The organism is Nesterenkonia ebinurensis, assembly GCF_008711175.1.
GTDB classification, from domain to species: Bacteria; Actinomycetota; Actinomycetes; order Actinomycetales; family Micrococcaceae; genus Nesterenkonia; species Nesterenkonia ebinurensis.
On the sequence record NZ_VWNF01000011.1, the window covers coordinates 263,343 to 279,868 of the forward strand.

18 protein-coding genes are annotated in these 16,526 nt (G+C 63.6%); 12 read left to right on the top strand and 6 right to left on the bottom strand.

Annotated features, from left to right (window positions below; translation table 11 throughout):
• Positions 1–104: 104 nt before the first annotated feature.
• Positions 105–758, bottom strand: a complete 654-nt coding sequence (locus tag F0311_RS05010; RefSeq protein ID WP_150460846.1) for an NADPH-dependent F420 reductase — start codon at positions 756–758, stop codon at positions 105–107.
• Between the two features lie 299 nt (positions 759–1,057).
• On the opposite strand from F0311_RS05010, the gene F0311_RS05015 reads away from it, so the two are divergent.
• Genes F0311_RS05015 through F0311_RS05025 form a run of 3 tightly spaced genes read left to right on the top strand, consistent with a single transcriptional unit; the run spans position 1,058 to position 3,277 of the window.
• Positions 1,058–1,231, top strand: a complete 174-nt coding sequence (locus tag F0311_RS05015; RefSeq protein ID WP_150460847.1) for a ribbon-helix-helix domain-containing protein — start codon at positions 1,058–1,060, stop codon at positions 1,229–1,231.
• Positions 1,232–1,233: 2 nt separating this feature from the next.
• The gene (locus F0311_RS05020) at positions 1,234–2,001 is read left to right on the top strand and encodes a VOC family protein (RefSeq protein WP_191089746.1); all 768 of its coding nucleotides are present in this window, start codon (positions 1,234–1,236) and stop codon (positions 1,999–2,001) included.
• Positions 1,994–3,277, top strand: a complete 1,284-nt coding sequence (locus F0311_RS05025; RefSeq protein WP_150460849.1) for an MFS transporter — start codon at positions 1,994–1,996, stop codon at positions 3,275–3,277. Before F0311_RS05020 ends, F0311_RS05025 begins: the two co-directional genes overlap by 8 nt.
• Before the next feature lie 113 nt (positions 3,278–3,390).
• Here the strand turns inward: F0311_RS05025 and F0311_RS17920 are convergent, their stop codons facing one another.
• Positions 3,391–3,564 (bottom strand): hypothetical protein, encoded by a 174-nt coding sequence (locus tag F0311_RS17920; protein ID WP_191089747.1) that lies wholly within the window; start codon positions 3,562–3,564, stop codon positions 3,391–3,393.
• A 220-nt stretch (positions 3,565–3,784) separates the two neighbouring features.
• Here F0311_RS17920 and purS point away from each other — a divergent pair, with 220 nt between their 5' ends.
• The 5 genes from purS to F0311_RS05050 are packed head-to-tail and all read left to right on the top strand — an operon-like array spanning position 3,785 to position 8,231.
• Positions 3,785–4,039, top strand: coding sequence for a phosphoribosylformylglycinamidine synthase subunit PurS (purS, locus tag F0311_RS05030; protein ID WP_150460850.1), 255 nt, complete (start codon positions 3,785–3,787; stop codon positions 4,037–4,039).
• Between the two features lie 8 nt (positions 4,040–4,047).
• Positions 4,048–4,842, top strand: a complete 795-nt coding sequence (gene purQ / locus F0311_RS05035; protein ID WP_150460851.1) for a phosphoribosylformylglycinamidine synthase subunit PurQ — start codon at positions 4,048–4,050, stop codon at positions 4,840–4,842.
• Positions 4,839–7,241 (top strand): phosphoribosylformylglycinamidine synthase subunit PurL, encoded by a 2,403-nt coding sequence (purL, locus tag F0311_RS05040; RefSeq protein WP_223881146.1) that lies wholly within the window; start codon positions 4,839–4,841, stop codon positions 7,239–7,241. The genes purQ and purL overlap by 4 nt, the downstream gene beginning before the upstream one ends.
• Before the next feature lie 57 nt (positions 7,242–7,298).
• A complete protein-coding gene (locus tag F0311_RS05045) occupies positions 7,299–7,649 on the top strand; it encodes a VOC family protein (RefSeq protein ID WP_150460852.1) in 351 nt (116 codons plus the stop codon).
• An 18-nt stretch (positions 7,650–7,667) separates the two neighbouring features.
• Positions 7,668–8,231 carry a DUF1697 domain-containing protein gene (locus F0311_RS05050; protein WP_223881147.1) on the top strand — a complete coding sequence of 188 codons (564 nt, stop codon included), beginning with the start codon at positions 7,668–7,670 and terminating at the stop codon, positions 8,229–8,231.
• Positions 8,232–8,322: 91 nt separating this feature from the next.
• Here the strand turns inward: F0311_RS05050 and F0311_RS05055 are convergent, their stop codons facing one another.
• Complete coding sequence (locus tag F0311_RS05055) at positions 8,323–8,799, bottom strand: flavodoxin domain-containing protein (protein WP_150460853.1); 477 nt, start codon at positions 8,797–8,799, stop codon at positions 8,323–8,325.
• A 316-nt stretch (positions 8,800–9,115) separates the two neighbouring features.
• On the opposite strand from F0311_RS05055, the gene F0311_RS05060 reads away from it, so the two are divergent.
• Together F0311_RS05060 and F0311_RS05065 are read left to right on the top strand one after the other, a co-directional pair.
• On the top strand, positions 9,116–10,039 hold the full coding sequence (locus tag F0311_RS05060) for an ABC transporter ATP-binding protein (protein ID WP_150460854.1): 924 nt from the start codon (positions 9,116–9,118) through the stop codon (positions 10,037–10,039).
• Positions 10,036–11,172: an ABC transporter permease gene (locus F0311_RS05065; RefSeq protein WP_150460855.1), complete on the top strand. Its 1,137-nt coding sequence runs from the start codon at positions 10,036–10,038 to the stop codon at positions 11,170–11,172. Before F0311_RS05060 ends, F0311_RS05065 begins: the two co-directional genes overlap by 4 nt.
• A 533-nt stretch (positions 11,173–11,705) precedes the next feature.
• Here F0311_RS05065 and F0311_RS05070 read toward each other — a convergent pair.
• Genes F0311_RS05070 through F0311_RS05080 form a run of 3 tightly spaced genes read right to left on the bottom strand, consistent with a single transcriptional unit; the run spans position 11,706 to position 14,738 of the window.
• Entirely contained in the window at positions 11,706–12,377 is a 672-nt protein-coding gene (locus tag F0311_RS05070) for a MurR/RpiR family transcriptional regulator (protein WP_150460856.1), read from the bottom strand.
• 37 nt (positions 12,378–12,414) lie between these two features.
• Positions 12,415–13,404, bottom strand: a complete 990-nt coding sequence (locus tag F0311_RS05075) for a ketopantoate reductase family protein (protein WP_191089748.1) — start codon at positions 13,402–13,404, stop codon at positions 12,415–12,417.
• Positions 13,404–14,738 (bottom strand): dihydroorotase, encoded by a 1,335-nt coding sequence (locus F0311_RS05080; RefSeq protein ID WP_150460858.1) that lies wholly within the window; start codon positions 14,736–14,738, stop codon positions 13,404–13,406. The genes F0311_RS05075 and F0311_RS05080 overlap by 1 nt, the downstream gene beginning before the upstream one ends.
• Positions 14,739–14,907: 169 nt before the next feature.
• Between F0311_RS05080 and F0311_RS05085 the strand changes: the two genes are divergently transcribed.
• Together F0311_RS05085 and F0311_RS05090 are read left to right on the top strand one after the other, a co-directional pair.
• The gene (locus F0311_RS05085; protein WP_150460859.1) at positions 14,908–15,537 is read left to right on the top strand and encodes an aspartate/glutamate racemase family protein; all 630 of its coding nucleotides are present in this window, start codon (positions 14,908–14,910) and stop codon (positions 15,535–15,537) included.
• Between the two features lie 14 nt (positions 15,538–15,551).
• Complete coding sequence (locus tag F0311_RS05090) at positions 15,552–16,442, top strand: nitroreductase family protein (protein WP_150460860.1); 891 nt, start codon at positions 15,552–15,554, stop codon at positions 16,440–16,442.
• Positions 16,443–16,526: the final 84 nt, after the last annotated feature.

Sequence of the window (16,526 nt, forward strand, 5' to 3'; positions counted from 1 at the left end):
TTACGCCTCCCAGTGTAGCGCGGCATCAGCTCAGCGTCAGCTGTTTTCCGGATTAGATCTGGTTTCTGGGCAATTCCCGAACGCCTGAGCGGTGACTGACGGCACTAGACCGTGACCAGAACCTTGGCGCACTCGTTCAGCAGTACACGCATCTGTTCGGCCGTGTGCCGGCCGTTGAAGATCTCTGTACCGTTCTCAAAGGCTCTCCCTGCTGCCAGCTGCCCAGCATCCACGGCGTCGTAGCCTAAGGAATCAATGAAGACGGCCACCAGTTGCTTGGCCTCGTGGTGATCTGAAGCTACGGCCAGCGCCCGCCGGTTGGGGGCACCTGCCGGATGAGAGTCCACCTCCAGGTCACCGTAGCCGATGTGGTTCAGCGTCTTGACCAGCTGCACATCGCCGAAATGCTCTGCAATGACCTCAGATGTGGAAGAGGCGGTCTCGAACTCCTCAATCACCCCGTCCACCTCGGACCAGTAGTTCATCGCGTCGATCACCACGTGCCCCTGCAGCACAGCAGTGTCAATGCTGCGGTATTTGTGCAGCGGCACGGCCACAATGATGATGTCTGAGCCTGTCAGCTCGGAGCTGTTGACCGCCTGAGCACCTGGCACGATCACCTCGGTGAGCAGCTTGATCTCCTCGGCGGGCTTGTCCGTGGCGATCTTCACGGTGTGTCCGGCACGGACGGTCTGCCGCCCCACGGCAGTGCCGACTCGCCCGGCGCCAAGGATTCCAATGCTGAGCTGCTGAGCCATTGCCTCTCCTGCGGGTGTATCGAATCTTGGGTGATTCAAATTTGAAGTATCACCATGGCCAACACCGCATCACCGAAACCTCTTCCCGCCACCACCCCATTGTGCTCAACACCACGCCGTCGTGCCCAACACCACCTGCCACCTCTCCGCACAACCCCTCCTCATCAGCGCAGCACATCTCATACGGTGGCCACGTTTGACGACGTTTCGGCCTGTTTTCGGCCAAAACTATCGTCATATGGGGCCACCGAACGGAGTGGGGCATGACAGGCTTCTCACTAATTTGCTAGCATACTTGCATGGCTGAGAAAAGAAAGCAGCAGTTCAACGTCTACCTGCCCCCGGAGCTGGTGCGCGCAGTCAAGCACCGCTGCATCGACGAGGGACTCTCCCTCTCCGCCTTTGTGGAGAACATCCTCTCCGACTACCTGAACGACGCCGCACCTGACACCGACCAGCAGAAGGGACAGTGACCATGCCCTCCCCCGCCCCGCTCACCGTCCAGCCCATCCACTTCACCTCGGACTACGCAATCTGGCGCGAGTTCTACCTGAAGCTCGGCCTGCATCCCACCACAGCGAACGACCCCATGGTCACCATTCTGGCGGCCGACTCCGGACAGCTGATGCTTGCCGAGGTACCGGCCGACCATCGGCTCGACGGCGTGCGCCTGGTGGAGTTCACCGTTCCGGATGTAGATGCCCATGCGGAAGCTCTGGAGAAGGCGGGCACAGCAGCCCCCAGGGTTCAGCTGGCACACCGGGACCAATCCAATATCGCACTCGATCTCCCTCAGGGCCGGGTGCACATCGGCCAACATCTCACCACCGCCGGTGCCACGCTCTTCGACCCCGCGGGCCTGAACATCGGCGCCCTGCTCTACTGCCCCACCGAAATGGTGGCTGCGGGGGCACAGCAGCTGGCTCCCTACGGCCTGAGCCCGCGGATCGCTTCCGACAATGGCGGGTGGACAGATCTCACCGGCAATGGAGTCCTCGCCTTCCACGACAGCGAACTGCACACAGTCTCCAACGACGCGCCGAATCAACCTGTGGTGCAGGTCTTCGGTGAGACGGGCGACGTCGTCGGCCTCGCTTCAGATCTGGAAGACAGGGGGCAGGAGGCCACGGTGATCGACGAATCCTACGGCCGGTCGCTGCGCGTCACCCAGCCGGACGACCAGCAGCTCTACATCAACGAGACCATGGACGACCTCTACGGCTACCATCGCCTGAATGCCTGACCAGCAGGGGCGAGCACCCCTGCCCGCCGACGGCTCTTCTGTTCGCCGCATTCTTTGGGCGGCAGGCTTCGGAGCAGCAGGCACCAGCATCCTCAGCGTGGCCAACGACCTGGTGGCCGTGCTGGCACTGGACGCCGGACCAGCCCAAATTGGCGTGCTCAACGCTCTGGAGTCGGTGTCTTATTTGGCCCTGTCTGTGCCTGCCGGCTGGCTGCTGGACCGAATAGACCGGAAGAAGGCACTGCTCTGGATTCAGGCGATCGCCACCATCGCCGTGGTCTCGGTGCCGGTGGCATGGCTGCTCGACAGTCTCACGTTCTCGCACCTGGCCGTGGCATCCTTCTTCGTCGGCACAGCGGGAATGGTCTGGGGCCTGGGGCTCAGCTCTATCCTGCCCAGCGTTGTCGACAAGCGTGCAGCGGGTTCAGCATTCGGCAAGCTCCAGTCGGTCGAAACCGCCACCGGACTCGTCATTCCAGGCCTCACCGGGGCCGTACTCCTGGTCCTGGCCGCCCCGTTGACCCTCTTCTTCGCCGGCGCGGCCAAGATCATCGGCGGGCTGATCCTCTTCACGGGGCCACCGGCGCCGAAGCCGGAGGATGAGGCCGAACCCCTGAAATTCTGGGCCGGCGTCTCAGAGGGATTCCATTTCACTGTGCGCTCGACACCTATCCTGCTGTCCACCTGCGCCGCCGCTGTGGCAAACTCAGCACTGGCTCTGCTGATGGCAGTCCAGACGGTCTATCTCGTACGAGAACTCGGCTTCAGCCCCTCACTCATCGCTGTGCAGGGAACAGTGATCGGCGCATCAGGCTTCATCGGCTCCCTGCTCGCAGTGCGCCTGCTGCAGCGGTTCCGGGGACTCTCCACCGCATGTGTTGCTACCGTGATCGCCACCTTGTCAGCCCTGCTGTTTCCGCTCACTGCACTCAACCCGGATTCTCTGGTATTCACGCTGCCCCTGATCACCGCATTCAATATCCTGTGGAATATCACCGCGGTCATCGCCGCAGCCGGGAAGTACGGACTCATGGCTGCTCTGGTGCCCAGCGCCATGATGGGCCGGGTCCAGGCCTTCAGACGTTTGATCGCCAGGGGCCCTATTCCCATCGTCGCCATCGTCGGCGGCCTGCTGGGGGAAACCATCGGGCTGGTGCCCACGCTATGGGTATTTGTCACCCTGGCCCTGATCGCCTGCGTGCTCCACATCCTCCTGTGGATCCTCTCCCGGAACTGGGACCTCCCGGATCCCCCTCGTCCAGGCACTGACTCTTGACCGCCGGGGCGTGCTGACGCTCACCGGGCTCCGAGTATGCCGGCTCTACACCTCCCGCGGCTTCGAGAACCTGGGTCATGGCCCCGACGCCCCGAACGGCAAGCCAGGGTTGGTCATGCTGAGGCCGAGCCGTCCTCTGCCTGGTCCTGATCGCGGTTCTGCCGCCGCAGCCTGATGCTGCCGGCCAGCATGAAGATCAGAAAGACGATAGCGGCAATCACGACCAGGCCGACCAGGCCGATGAGGATTATCCCCAACAGCCACCCGTCTCCCGGCGTGGGTATCATGTCTCAAGCATACGAACTCACGAGGACACCTTGTAGGTTCACCGGTGCCCGGCTGGGACCAGTGCCAAGGCGGATGAGCTATCTCAGTTTTTTGCAACAGTTCTTTCAAGCACGGTGAACTCGTGCATTTTCTGCAAGAGTTCACCGAACCAGCATCTGGCTCATCCCCGGTAGACTGGTCCAGCAGTTTCGCGCCACCTACTTCATGCAGGAGACATCTGTGCCTACGATCGTCGTCGAGGTCATGCCCAAGCCCGAGATCCTCGACCCGCAGGGCAAAGCCATCGCCAACGCGCTTCCCCACCTGGGCTTCACCGGATTCTCCGGGGTGCGCCAGGGCAAGCGCTTCGAACTGGAAGTGCAGGGCGAGATCACCGATGAGCTGCTCGACTCGGCCCGCAAAGCTGCCGCGGAGATGCTCTCCAACCCGGTGATCGAAGACGTGGTCTCTGTGACCGTGGCAGAGGACATCTGAGCACAGAGATGACGACGACGCCCACTGAGACTCCCCTGATCGGCGACTTCACCGCCGCCCCGACCGCACAGCCCCTGGACGGTGCCCGCATCGGTGTAGTCACCTTCCCCGGCACCCTCGATGACCGCGACGCCGCCCGGGCCGTTCGCCTCGGCGGCGGCACCCCGGTGCCCCTCTGGCACGCTGATCAGTCCCTGCACGGGGTGGACGCGGTGATCCTGCCCGGCGGCTTCTCCTACGGCGATTACCTGCGCGCAGGTGCGATCGCCCGCTTTGCCCCGGTGATGGAGACAGTGGTGAAAGAGGCAGGTGCGGACGCGGCGTCGTCCTCTCCACTGCCGGTACTGGGAATCTGCAATGGTTTCCAGGTACTCACCGAGGCCCACCTGCTGCCTGGTTCGATGATCAAGAACGATCACCTGAAGTTCATCTGCAAGGACCAGGTGCTGCGGGTGGAGAACACCGAGACCACCTGGACCGCCCAGTTCACCGCCGATGAGCTGATTACTGTGCCGATGAAGAACCAGGAAGGCCAGTACGTGATCTCCGCCGAGGAGTTGGAGGCCATCGAGGCTGAGGGCCGGGTGGTGTTCCGCTATGTGGGTGAGAACCCCAACGGCTCGCGCAACCATATTGCCGGGGTCACCAATGAGCGCGGCAATGTGGTGGGTCTGATGCCGCACCCTGAGCACGCAGTAGAAGCCGGCTACGGGCCCGACGACGCCACAGGCGTACGGGAGGGCACCGACGGGCTGACTATCTTCACCTCGGTGGTCTCGTCCCTGGCAGGAGGTAACCAGTGACCGAGCACGCCACAGATCAGCCCACCGCCCCGGAGGATCAGGTGCAGCAGACCCAGTTCAACATCGACACCGTGGTCAACGCAGCCGCCACCCCGGACACCGAGCTGCCCTGGGCAGAGCTGGGCCTGAAGGAGAACGAGTACCACCGGATCGTGCAGATCCTGGGCCGTCGCCCCACGGCGGCGGAGCTGGCCATGTACTCGGTGATGTGGTCTGAGCACTGCTCGTACAAGTCCTCCAAAGTGCATCTGCGCCAGTTCGGCGAAAAGGTCACCGATCAGATGAAGAAGGATCTGATGGTCGGCATCGGCGAGAACGCCGGGGTCACCAACCTCGGCGATGGCTGGGCGGTGACCTTCAAGATCGAATCGCATAACCACCCCTCCTATGTGGAGCCTTATCAGGGTGCGGCCACCGGAATCGGCGGCATTGTGCGCGACATCATCTCCATGGGCGCCCGCCCCGTAGCGGTGATGGACCCGCTGCGCTTCGGCGATATCGATCACCCGGACACCAAGCGGGTGCTGCCCGGTGTGGTCTCCGGCATCGGCGGCTACGGCAACTCCCTCGGACTGCCCAATATCGGCGGCGAGGTGGTCTTCGACGCCGTGTACCAGCAGAACCCGCTGGTCAACGCCCTGGCTGTGGGGGTGCTCAAGCACGAGGACCTGCGCCTGGCCAACGCCTCCGGGGTGGGCAATAAAGTGGTGCTCTTCGGCGCGCGCACCGGCGGCGACGGCATCGGCGGGGCCTCCGTGCTGGCCTCGGAGTCCTTCGACGACACCAAGCCCTCCAAGCGACCCGCGGTGCAGGTGGGTGACCCCTTCGCGGAGAAGGTGCTCATCGAGTGCTGCCTGGAGCTGTTCCACAATGAGCTGGTCGAAGGCATCCAGGACCTGGGTGCGGCCGGGATCAGCTGCGCCACCAGTGAGCTGGCTTCCAACGGCGAGGGTGGTATGCACGTGGAGCTGACCAATGTGCTGCTGCGCGACCCCACCCTGACCCCGGGCGAGATCCTGATGTCGGAGTCTCAGGAGCGGATGATGGCCGTGGTCACCCCGGAGAACGTCGAGGCCTTCGAGGCCGTGATGGGCAAATGGGGCGTGGAGTACTCCTGGCTCGGCGAGGTGACTGATACCGGCCGGCTGATCATCGAGTGGGACGGGGCCACCATCGTGGACGTCGATCCCCGCACCGTGGCCCATGACGGCCCGGTCTATGAGCGCCCCTACCACCGCCCGGCCTGGCAGGACCAGCTGCAGGCCGACACCTTCCGCACCTCGGAGGCCGGCCAGAGCCTGCCGGCCAGCGCAGAGGAGCTGGGTGAGGCGCTCATGGAGCTGATGAGCTCGGCGAATATGGCCGATGTCTCCTGGATCACCGACCAGTACGATCGATTCGTCGGCGGCAACACCGCATTGTCCCAGCCCGACGACGCCGGGGTGATCCGCGTGGACGAGGAGACCGGGCTCGGCGTGGGCCTGGCCACCGACTGCAACGGCCGCTACGCCTACCTGGACCCCTACGCCGGGGCCCAGCTGGCCCTTGCCGAGGCCTACCGCAATGTGGCCACCGCCGGTGCGGTGCCGATGGCGGTGTCCGACTGCCTGAACTTCGGCTCCCCGGAGGACCCCGAGATCATGTGGCAGTTCGCCGAGGCGGTCCGCGGCCTGGCCGAGGGCTGCCAGGCCCTGGGCATCCCGGTGACCGGAGGCAACGTCTCTCTCTACAATCAGACGGCCGGCCGGGCCATCCATCCCACTCCCGTGGTTGGCGTGCTGGGCAGGTTCGACGACGTCGCCCGCCGAACCCCCTCGGGCTTCCAGCGCTGGGCCGACGGGCAGGCGATCTACCTGCTGGGCACCACACACGATGAGCTGGACGGCTCAGAGTTCGCTCGGCTGCGCGGGCACCTCGGCGGCACCCCGCCGCGAGTGGACCTGGTTGCGGAGAAGACTTTGGGCGAGATTCTGATCAATGCCTCCCGTGACGGCATGATCGATGCCGCCCATGACCTCTCCGAGGGTGGGCTGGCTGCGGGACTGGCGGAGATGAGCCTGCGCTTCGGCGTCGGCTCCCGGACTGCGTTGGATGCGCTGTGCGAGCGCGACGGGGTGGACCCGTTCACCGCCCTGTTCAGCGAGTCCCAGGCCCGGGCGCTGGTGGCCCTGCCGCGTTCGGAGGAGCTGCGGTTCACCGATATGACCACAGCCCGTGGCTTCCCCGCTCTGCGTCTGGGTGTAGTGGACGCGGTCTCCGGCGGCATCGAGGTCTCCGGTCCGTTCCACGGCGGAAGCTTCGGCATCGGGCTGGATGAGCTGAAGGAGGCCTGGAGCTCAACGATCCCCGCCCGCTTCGGCTCCGGTCCGCACTTAGAGGCCATCATCGATGGGGACTAGCAGTCACCGAGGCTCTCAACCATTGACCGTGGCCAGGGATGCACTGAGACTGCAGTCATGAACATCACCAGGAAAACAGTTGTCTTCGACGCCTCGGATATCGAGGCCGAAAGCAGCTTTTGGGCTGCAGTGTTGGACGGCACAGTAGAGCGTGACCACGATTGGCACAGCATTGAAGTCAACGGAGTCAAGGAACTAGCGGTGCAGTTATCTCCACAGCATGTACCGCCCCAGTGGCCCGACGGCAACCCGCAGCAAATTCACCTGGACCTCATCGTCGAGGACATCGACGCCGCTCATGAGCAGGTCCTGTCCCTGGGAGCCAAGCTGCTTCATACCGCACAGGAGGGCGAAGATTTCAACGTCTACGAAGATCCGGCCGGTCACCCTTTTTGCCTGTGCTGGTAAGACAGACAGAGTGCTCCGGTGACAGAGACCATGACATCCTACTGCGCGCTGCTGCGAGGCATCGGGCCGAGCAACCCGAATATGCGCAATGACAGGTTGCGGGAAGTCTTCGAGCATCTCGGGTTCGCCAATGTCGCCTCAGTACTCTCCAGCGGCAATATCGTCTTCAGCACCGACGACGGCGCACCCACGCCTGAGATTGAAGGCCGGATTCAGTCAGCACTACAAAGTGAGCTGGGCATCAGTGGCGGGACGATCCTGCGCGGCCGGGCCGAGTGTGCGGCCCTTGCCGCCAGAAAACCCTTCGGCGACCTCGAGCACAGCAAGGAAACCTATCTGACGGTCACCTTCCTCAAGGAGCACCTTGCACCCTGTCCGGATCCGTTTCCGACACCCGACATGCCCCAGGTGCGAATACGAGGTTACGACGCCGAGGCCCGCGCAATCCTGGCTGTCGTCGACACCACAGGCAGCAAGACCCCGGACTACATGGGCTGGTTGGAACGCACCTTCAGCAAGGAGATCACCACCAGGACCTGGAACACCGTCACCAAGATCCTGAAGAAGCTTCCCGCCGGATAGGCGCAGGTGCCGCGCGCACCCTCACTCGTCAGTAGCCGGCTTTCAGGTGAGCTGCCAGGGCCCCGAGAAACACGCTCATAGGTGGCCGTGCTCAGTTCACCCCGTAGGCCAGAAGCCCGTGCGCCCAGTCTTCAATGGCCGGCCAGTCGCGCAGGTCAACGTCGCTGGGCGCCTTGACCACCTTCAGCTGCAGCTTCTCGAAGAAGCTGAGCTTCTCCTCGTCCATCGCTCCCCGAAAGTAGGTGAGCTCGCGGTGCGGAAAGCGGTGCAGCTGATCCATCAGTTTCTGGTCGAGCCGGGGCCCGCCGCCCACTGCGAACAGGAACAGCGGTTTGCCGGACAGCTCGGTGCGGTGGGCCTCCAGGAACAGGGTTCCCTCACCCATCAGCTTCTGCCGGTACACCGGCATGCCGACCACCACATTGTCAGTCTCGTAGAGCCACTTACCGGCCTCGCCGACATCCTTCACATGCGCCTTGACCCCGCGGGCGGAGAGCGTGGAGGCGATGCGCTCGCCGATCTCAGCAGTGGAGCCGTGCTTGCTCGCCACAACGACCATGGTGGTCATAGGTTCACGCGCCTTTCGCCTGGGTGCCTTGGGTGCAGATGTATCTCATATGAGCTTATCGAACTATTGAAGTCGCGCCATAAGCCATGCCTCGTTCGCTCGCTTCCCACAGCCCACGAGGCCGCTGGTCCTCGGCTCGCTCTCTTGCACTGCACGCTGACAGCCTCTTGCCGTCTCGTCGTCCTCCTCAACGAGGCGGATGCCCCAGATCACCCTTGGGGATGATGCACAGGGTACGACGTCGCCAGTAGAGTTGCTTGCCGGAAGCAGCAATTGACAGACCATTATTAAGGGACGAGCAAGGGGTTTCATACGCATGCTGGAACTGCATGACATCTGCCGGAGCTTCTCCGGCAAGCGAGTACTCCACAATGTCAGCTTCACCGCTGAACGGGGGCAGCTCACCGGGTTCGTGGGCGGCAACGGGGCTGGGAAGACCACTACTATGCGGATCATCCTGGGGGTGCTAGCCGCGGAATCCGGCACCATGAAGCTCGATGGCACCAAGCTCGGCGCCACTGCCCGCTCCCGGTTCGGCTATATGCCCTCCGAGCGGGGGCTGTACCCCAAAATGAAAATCGCCGAGCAGATCACCTATCTGGCCCGGCTGCACGGGTTCAGCAAGTCCGAAGCCACGGGCCGCGCCGAGGCCCTGCTGGGCCAGCTCGGCCTGGGCGAGCGTCTGAAGGACCCCCTCGAAGCCCTCTCCCTGGGCAACCAGCAGCGCGTGCAGATCGCTGCCTCCCTAGTCCACGACCCGGATGTGCTGATCCTGGACGAGCCCTTCTCTGGTCTGGACCCCTTCGCCGTGGACCTGGTGCTCAACGTTCTGGTGGAGCGTGCCGAGGCCGGCGCAGTGGTGCTGTTCAGCTCGCATCAACTGGATGTGGTCGAGCGGCTCTGCGACGACCTGGTGATCATCGGCGACGGGAAGATCCTGGCCGCCGGGGACCGGGAAGACCTACGACGCCGCCACGGCACCCTGCGCTACGAACTCATCTCTCAGACCGACCTCAGCTGGGCAGCCGGCAGGCCCGGCGTCGTCCTCGACTCCCAGGATGAGAACCGGATTCTGTTCCAGGCGGAGGAGACTGCCGCCCAACAGCTGCTCCAAGGTGCACTGCAGCGCGGCCCGGTGACCACGTTCCGCCCGGTGCTGCCGACCCTGAGCGAGATCTTCCGCGAGTTCACCACAGACTCCACTGGCTCTGCCGAGACTGCCCAGGAGGCCATACGATGAGCACACTGAGCACAACCTCTCAGACTGCGCCCGCTACACGGCTGGGCACCATGGCCGCCACCCGCCTGGTGGCTGAGCGGGAGATCACCACCCAGGTGCGGTCCAAGTCGTTCATCATCTCCACGCTGATCACCGTGGTGCTGATTGTCGGCGGCATCTTCGCGATGAGCTTCTTCGGCGGTGGGGACGACGATGATCCGACCCCGGCAGCGGCCGTGGAAGTGCCTGCCGATGTCACCGAAGAGATTGAGGCCTACGGGTTCGAGGTCATCGATGCCGGTTCCATGGATGAGGCCGAGGAGCTGCTGCGCGAGGGCGAGGCGGAGGTCATACTTACCCTGGATGAGGACTCCCCGGTAGGTGTGCACCTGATCGGGCTCGACAACCTGCCCATGGACGCCGGCCAGCAGCTTTCGGTGATGCCCACTATGGAAGTGCTGGAGGGCGACGCCGCGGATTCAATGATGCGTTATTTCGCGGCCTTGGGATTCGGCCTGGTCTTCATGATAGTGGCCATGGGCTCCGGAGTGATGATCCTGCAGAACACCATCCAGGAGAAGCAGAACCGGATTGTGGAAATCCTGCTTTCGGCGATTCCGGCCCGTGCCCTGCTGGCTGGCAAGATTCTGGGCAACTCGGTGGTGGCGATCGGCCAGGCCCTGGTAATGGGTGCCTCAGCGGCGCTGGGCCTGATGGTCTCGGGGCAGACTGAGTACTTGCAGATGCTCTCCTGGCCGATGCTGTGGTTCGTCCTGTTCTTCGTGCCCGGCTTTGTGCTGATCGCCAGTGTGTTCGCCGCCTCAGCCTCCCTGGTCTCCCGGCAGGAGGACTCCGGCTCGGTGATGAGCCCGGCGATGATTCTTGTGATGGCGCCCTACTTTGTGGTGCTGATCTTCATGAACAACGACTTTGCGATGATGGTGACCTCCTACATTCCGTTCACCGCGCCGGTGTCGATGTCGCTTCGGCTCTTCGACGGGGACGCCGCCTGGTGGGAGCCGCTGGTGTCCATGGGCATCCTGCTGGCCACCACTGCGCTGGTGATGGCGGTGGCCGCCAAGATCTACAGCCGCTCGCTGCTGCAGATGGGCCAGCGGGTCAAGCTCACCGCTGCCCTGAAGTCAGGGGACTGAGACAGATCTACTAACCCGCGCGCACTCCAGGAGCTTCCCACACCCCGTTTGGTCCTGGACACCGTGGCGATGGCGCTAAATATGGCGGCGATGCACAGCTGGTGTACGGTGTGACCTGTCCCACACGGAAAGACCACGATGGCCCCAGGGGCGTGGAACTGGCAGCTGGCGGCCAGCTGTGCGGGGATCACCGTTACCAATGCCTTTCAGCTGCACCTGGCCCGGCGCAGTGGTCCGCAGCTTCAGCCGGCGGCTTCACTCTATGCGCAAGTGCTCTCCGCGCCGGAGCCGGGACAAACACTTGACGCCGGGGTCTGCCATATGACGCAAGGTTTCCGGTGCCCCTGGGGCGTCCGTCTCCCGCTGGTGGGTGAACTGGAGCCGATTCCCCCACATTCACATTGCATGCGGGAGATGTGCTGCACTTAAGGCTCTCTCATCCCTGCACGATGTTCGATAAATTCCCACAATGCTGCTGGCCGAACAGAGCCGTATTGTGGGCACCCTGCCCGACCTATTTCTAAACGGGTGCTTCAGCGGTAGATCTCCATCGCCTCAATGAGCTCCTCCCGCTCAGCCAGTCGGCGTCGTGCTCCTTTGGCGCTGGAGGTAGCTAAGGCGGCCAGCAGCTGGCTGACGGCGACCACGCCGATGCCGCTATCGGTATACGACTCCGAGCGGGTAGGCACGAAAATCGCCTCTTCGGCGTACTGGACCGCTGGCGAGTCCTGGGAATTGGTGATCACTACGATCTTGCCGCCGCGGGCATGGTATTCATGTAGGAAGCGGGTGACCTCAGACCGGAAGCGACGCAGCGAAAAGACAATAAGCACATCGCTGGAGCGCACATCCGTGAGCACGTCAAGCATCCGGATATGGGTATCGTCCACCAGAGAGACCTGACCCAGTCCCACGGAAAGGTCGAACTCCAGCAGCCGGGCGAAGATATGGGATCGGCCGGAGCCGGCGAGGAAACGGCGGCGTGCCGCCACAATCATGGAAGCCGCCCGAGCTATAGCCTCAGTTCCCTCCAGCTCTTCGAGGAACTCGGTAAGCTGATTGCGCTCATGGCGGATGATGCGCTGCTGCAGCTGGGTGGTGGCGGGGCGGGCAGAGAAGCGGGCGCTGAACCGTGCGGCGGGGGTGGAAAGCTCAGCATCGATGCGCTGGGCTTCTTGCTGGTCCCCGGATGCTTTCTCAATCATGCGCAGTCAGTCTACCTTCACGCTATATTCAGTCGATTCACAGTTCGTCAAGGAGCGACTGCGGGGGGATAGCTCCAGGTTTCTCTCCGCGCAGCCAGGCTGCACCGAGTGCCCGCTGCACGGCGGCATTAGCCGGGGTGGGCACTCCGTGCAATCTACCCAACAACACAATCTCACCATTGAGGTAGTCCACCTCATGCCCAGAGGCTCCGCGGCTGAAAGACTGCCAGGTGGACTGCTGGTCCAGGCGGTATTCGGAGTCCTGGTGCAGAACAGCCAGTCTGAGGGTCTCAGCCCGCTCCTCATCGGCGGCCGGTTCAATGCCGGCGGCGGTGATGACGGCGTGCGCCTCGCTCACCAGCAGTTCACCCAGCTGTTCGACGGCACGCTCATCCTCGTGCGCTTCAACGCACAACACATCCAGCCCGTTCTTCACGCTGCGCAGCAGCTTATGGGCTTTAAAGCGCACCACATCATCGGTGGTCTGGACCGACCAGTTGATATCGCGTAGAACTTGCGCGATCTGTTCGCAGCGCTCATCGTGACCGGTAGGCGCCCGACCCAGTACGAAATTGGCCACCTTGGGGGCTGCCCCAGAGACCACCTCACCGATCTGGGTGTAGCTGGCGGGAATGAGGATAGAACCACCGTAGACCTCGGAGAAGCGACGCAGCAGCACTCGCTCGGCCTCCAGCCCGTTCTGCAGGGTCAGGATCGGCAGCTGACAGGCCATCTTCTGACCTGCAGCTTTGAAGGCCAGCCGCTGGGCGGCATCCTCCACATGCTGGGTCTTGGTGGCCATCAGGAGCAGATCATCCTCGCGCAGCTGGACTCCCTCGATCTCTTCGACGGTGCTGAGGGGCACCTGCTGCACACCATCGGGGCGGCGGTAGGTTAGCCCATGCTCAGCGATATGCCTGATCTGGGCACCGCGACCCACCAGAAGATGCTCACAGCCGCGCAAGGCCAGCTCAGCGGCGGTGCCTGCGCCGATGGCACCGGCCCCGATGATAACGACTCGGCGCATCATGCTTTTCTGATCAGCTGACCGCCGGCGGCTTGCAGGCGACCGGAGTCGACGATGAGCTCACCGCGGCGGAGCACCTGGTGAACTGCACCACGCAGCTGCCACCCCTCCCAGGGGTTATAGGGGGAGGCAGTATGGGTAGTGGCCGCGGAGACGGTCGTGGTGGCGGCGGGGTCGATGAGAGTAACATCGGCATCGTAGCCGGGCAGCAGCCTTCCTTTGCCGGGCAGCTGGAAGACCTCTGCGGGGCCGCTGGCCAGGACCTTAGTGACATCCTGAGGCTTCAGCCAGGAATCCTCACCCAGTGCGGCGTCTATCATCAGCGGTCCGAGGTCCTGGCCACCAGGAAGTCCGGCGGCGGAGCCGACGAGGTCATCGACATGCTTGGCTTGATCCGAGTGCCCACAATGATCAGAGGCCACAGTATCCACCAGGCCCTGCTGGACGGCCGCGCGCAGCGCCTGCACATCGCGAGGCTGCCGCAGCGGCGGCAACACCCGTCCGTAGCCGCCGAGCCTGCGCGCATCCTCGTCGGTCAGGGTGAGGTAGTGGGGGCAAGTTTCGATAAGGATCTGGGTGCCACTGCGCCGGGCGCGTAGAGCGGCCTCAAGAGCTGCCTCGCAGGAAACGTGGACGATGTACATCCGCGCCCCAGTGGCCCTGCCCACGGCAGCCACCGCATCAATGGCGGCGGCCTCCACTTCAGGGGAGCGGAGGAAGGAAATGTCATCCCAGGTGAGATTCTCGTCCATGGAGACGATGCCCTCCTGAAGCATACCGTCCACCACATCGCCAAGTTCTGCGTGGACGAGCACGGGGATGTCCAGTGTGGCACAGCGCGCGGCCGCTACGGTGAGCTCCTTGAGTCCTGACTGGATGCCGGGTGCGCCGTGGGCCATGAACAGCTTGACAGCTGTGGCGCCGATCTCCGCTAGCGGGGTGAAGTCCTCAGTGGCCCGGTCGGCCTCGATGCGTAGATGGGCACAGAAGTCGGAGGCACCCTTGACTGCCAGTGCCTCGACCCGGCGCACAGCATCGCCAAAGGACTCTCCCGGATCGGGGTAGATCATCAGCCCGGAGGTGGTGACCCCGCCCAGTGGAGCCATCTGCCCCACCTGGTCGGCGGTGTCGCTGGGAGCTGGGTGGATATGGGTGTGGATGTCGATGAGACCGGGCAGCGCCAACAGGCCGGTGGCGTCCCGCACCTCGGCCCCAGGGACTTCCACAGCGCCTGCAGAGGTGATGCCCACGATGATCTCACCTTGGATCATCAGGTCGACGGGACCTGCTGCGGCATGGTCGAAGAGGCGGGCACCACGGATAATTACTGTCATCAGCCGTCCTCACAGCTTAGAGCTTCTTTCCAAGTTTACGTTACCTATCATGTGTAACTTCCATATTTCATGACTGATAAATAAGAGTTACAGTGTGCTTTATGTTCATCTTTTGCATCATATCCTGTGCGCATAAGTGGTAGATTCCTGGACAGAAGAGAGGAATACGATGATCACTGTGCTGAACCCCAACAGCTCCCCCGCCGTCACCGCAGCCATTGAGTCCTCAGTGCAGGATGCTGCGCTGGGCGTAGACTTCCGTGTCACCCAGCTAGATGAGGCACCGATCGCCATTGAGAGTGCTGAGGATGTCCAGCGCACCGCACCGCTGGTGGCGCAGTTCGCCGCCGCGCTTCACCCAGGCGCGCGGCTGGTGGTGGCCTGCCATGCCGATCCTGGGCTGGCATTGGCCCGAAAGCGGGCCAGCGCAGGTGTCCGAATCACCGGGATCGGGGAGTCTTCAATGCTGGCCGCCTGTGCGGTGGCCGATCGCTTCGGGGTTGTCTCGCTCATGGAGGACTCGGTCCAGCGCAAATGGGAGATGGTAACCCGCCTGGGTCTGGCCGATCGCTGCGCGGCTATTGAGGCCTCCGGCACCAGCGTGCTGCACGGAGTAGATCCCCAGCGTGATAGCGCCCCCTATTTGACCGCCGCCGAGCGCTGCGTCCAACAGGGTGCGGATGCCGTTGTGCTGGGCTGCGCGGGCATGGCTGGCGGACTGGCCCAGGAGCTGGAGGCTGCATTGGGTGTGCCGGTGATCGAGCCCGTCTCCGCCGCCGCAGGCCTGCTGAACACCTGAGGGGAGACCGAGCAATGACGGAGAACCATAGGGCATCCGCGGCAGACCCCTTCCCAGTCGAGCGGCCCACCTCATGTGACCGGCCTTCACCCGACGATCTGCTCAGAGCTCGCTGGGGTCGAGAACCGGAGTTCACCCCGGAGACCTGGAACCCCGTGCTGGATACAATCCTGAGCCACCGCTCGGTGCGGCTCTGGCAGGAGAAGGAGGTCAGTGAGGCCGCCATTCGAACTGTGGCCGCGGCGGCCCAGTCCGGATCCACCTCCTCGCATAAGCAGATGACCTCGGTGGTGGCGGTGCGAAATCAACAGACTAAGGCGGAACTGGCTGAGGTGGGTGGCCCCAAACAGGCCCGGCATATCGCCAGTGCCCCAGTGGTGCTGGTCTGGCTCATCGACACCTCCCGCATCCGGGCCTCCGCTCAGCGTCACGGCACCGAATACGCCGCGCGGAACTATCTCAATGAGGCGATGATCGCCGCCTCCGATGTAGGCATAGCCGCCCAGACTGCGGCACTGGCTGCAGAGTCCATGGGACTGGGCGTGGTCTTCCTTGGCTCACTGCGCAATGACGCTGAGCGAGTCGCCCAGCTACTTCAGCTTCCAGATCATGTCATCCCCTTCCTAGGTATGGAGCTGGGCCATCCCGATCCCGCCGAGCCGGCCGGGGTCAAGCCGCGGCTTCCGCAGAGTAGCTTCTTGCACTGGGAGACCTATGATGAGAAAGAAGCCGTGGCTCCCATCGAAGAGTACGACGAGGCCATCTCCCGCTATTTCGCCCGGTATGGGAAGGATCGCAGGTGGAGTGCGCAGATGTCCCAGCGGGTCAGCGAGACTGCCTTCGCGCATGACAAGCGGCGCGAGATCCGCCGAGTCTTCGAAAAGGCGGGCTTCCGGCTGAGCTAAACGGCTGTACGGTCCTCAGCCTGCCGGCCTCGTGCCTTTTCCTGCCCTCCTGCCGTGGCCGGGCCCAGTAGCACAGCGCGGCCA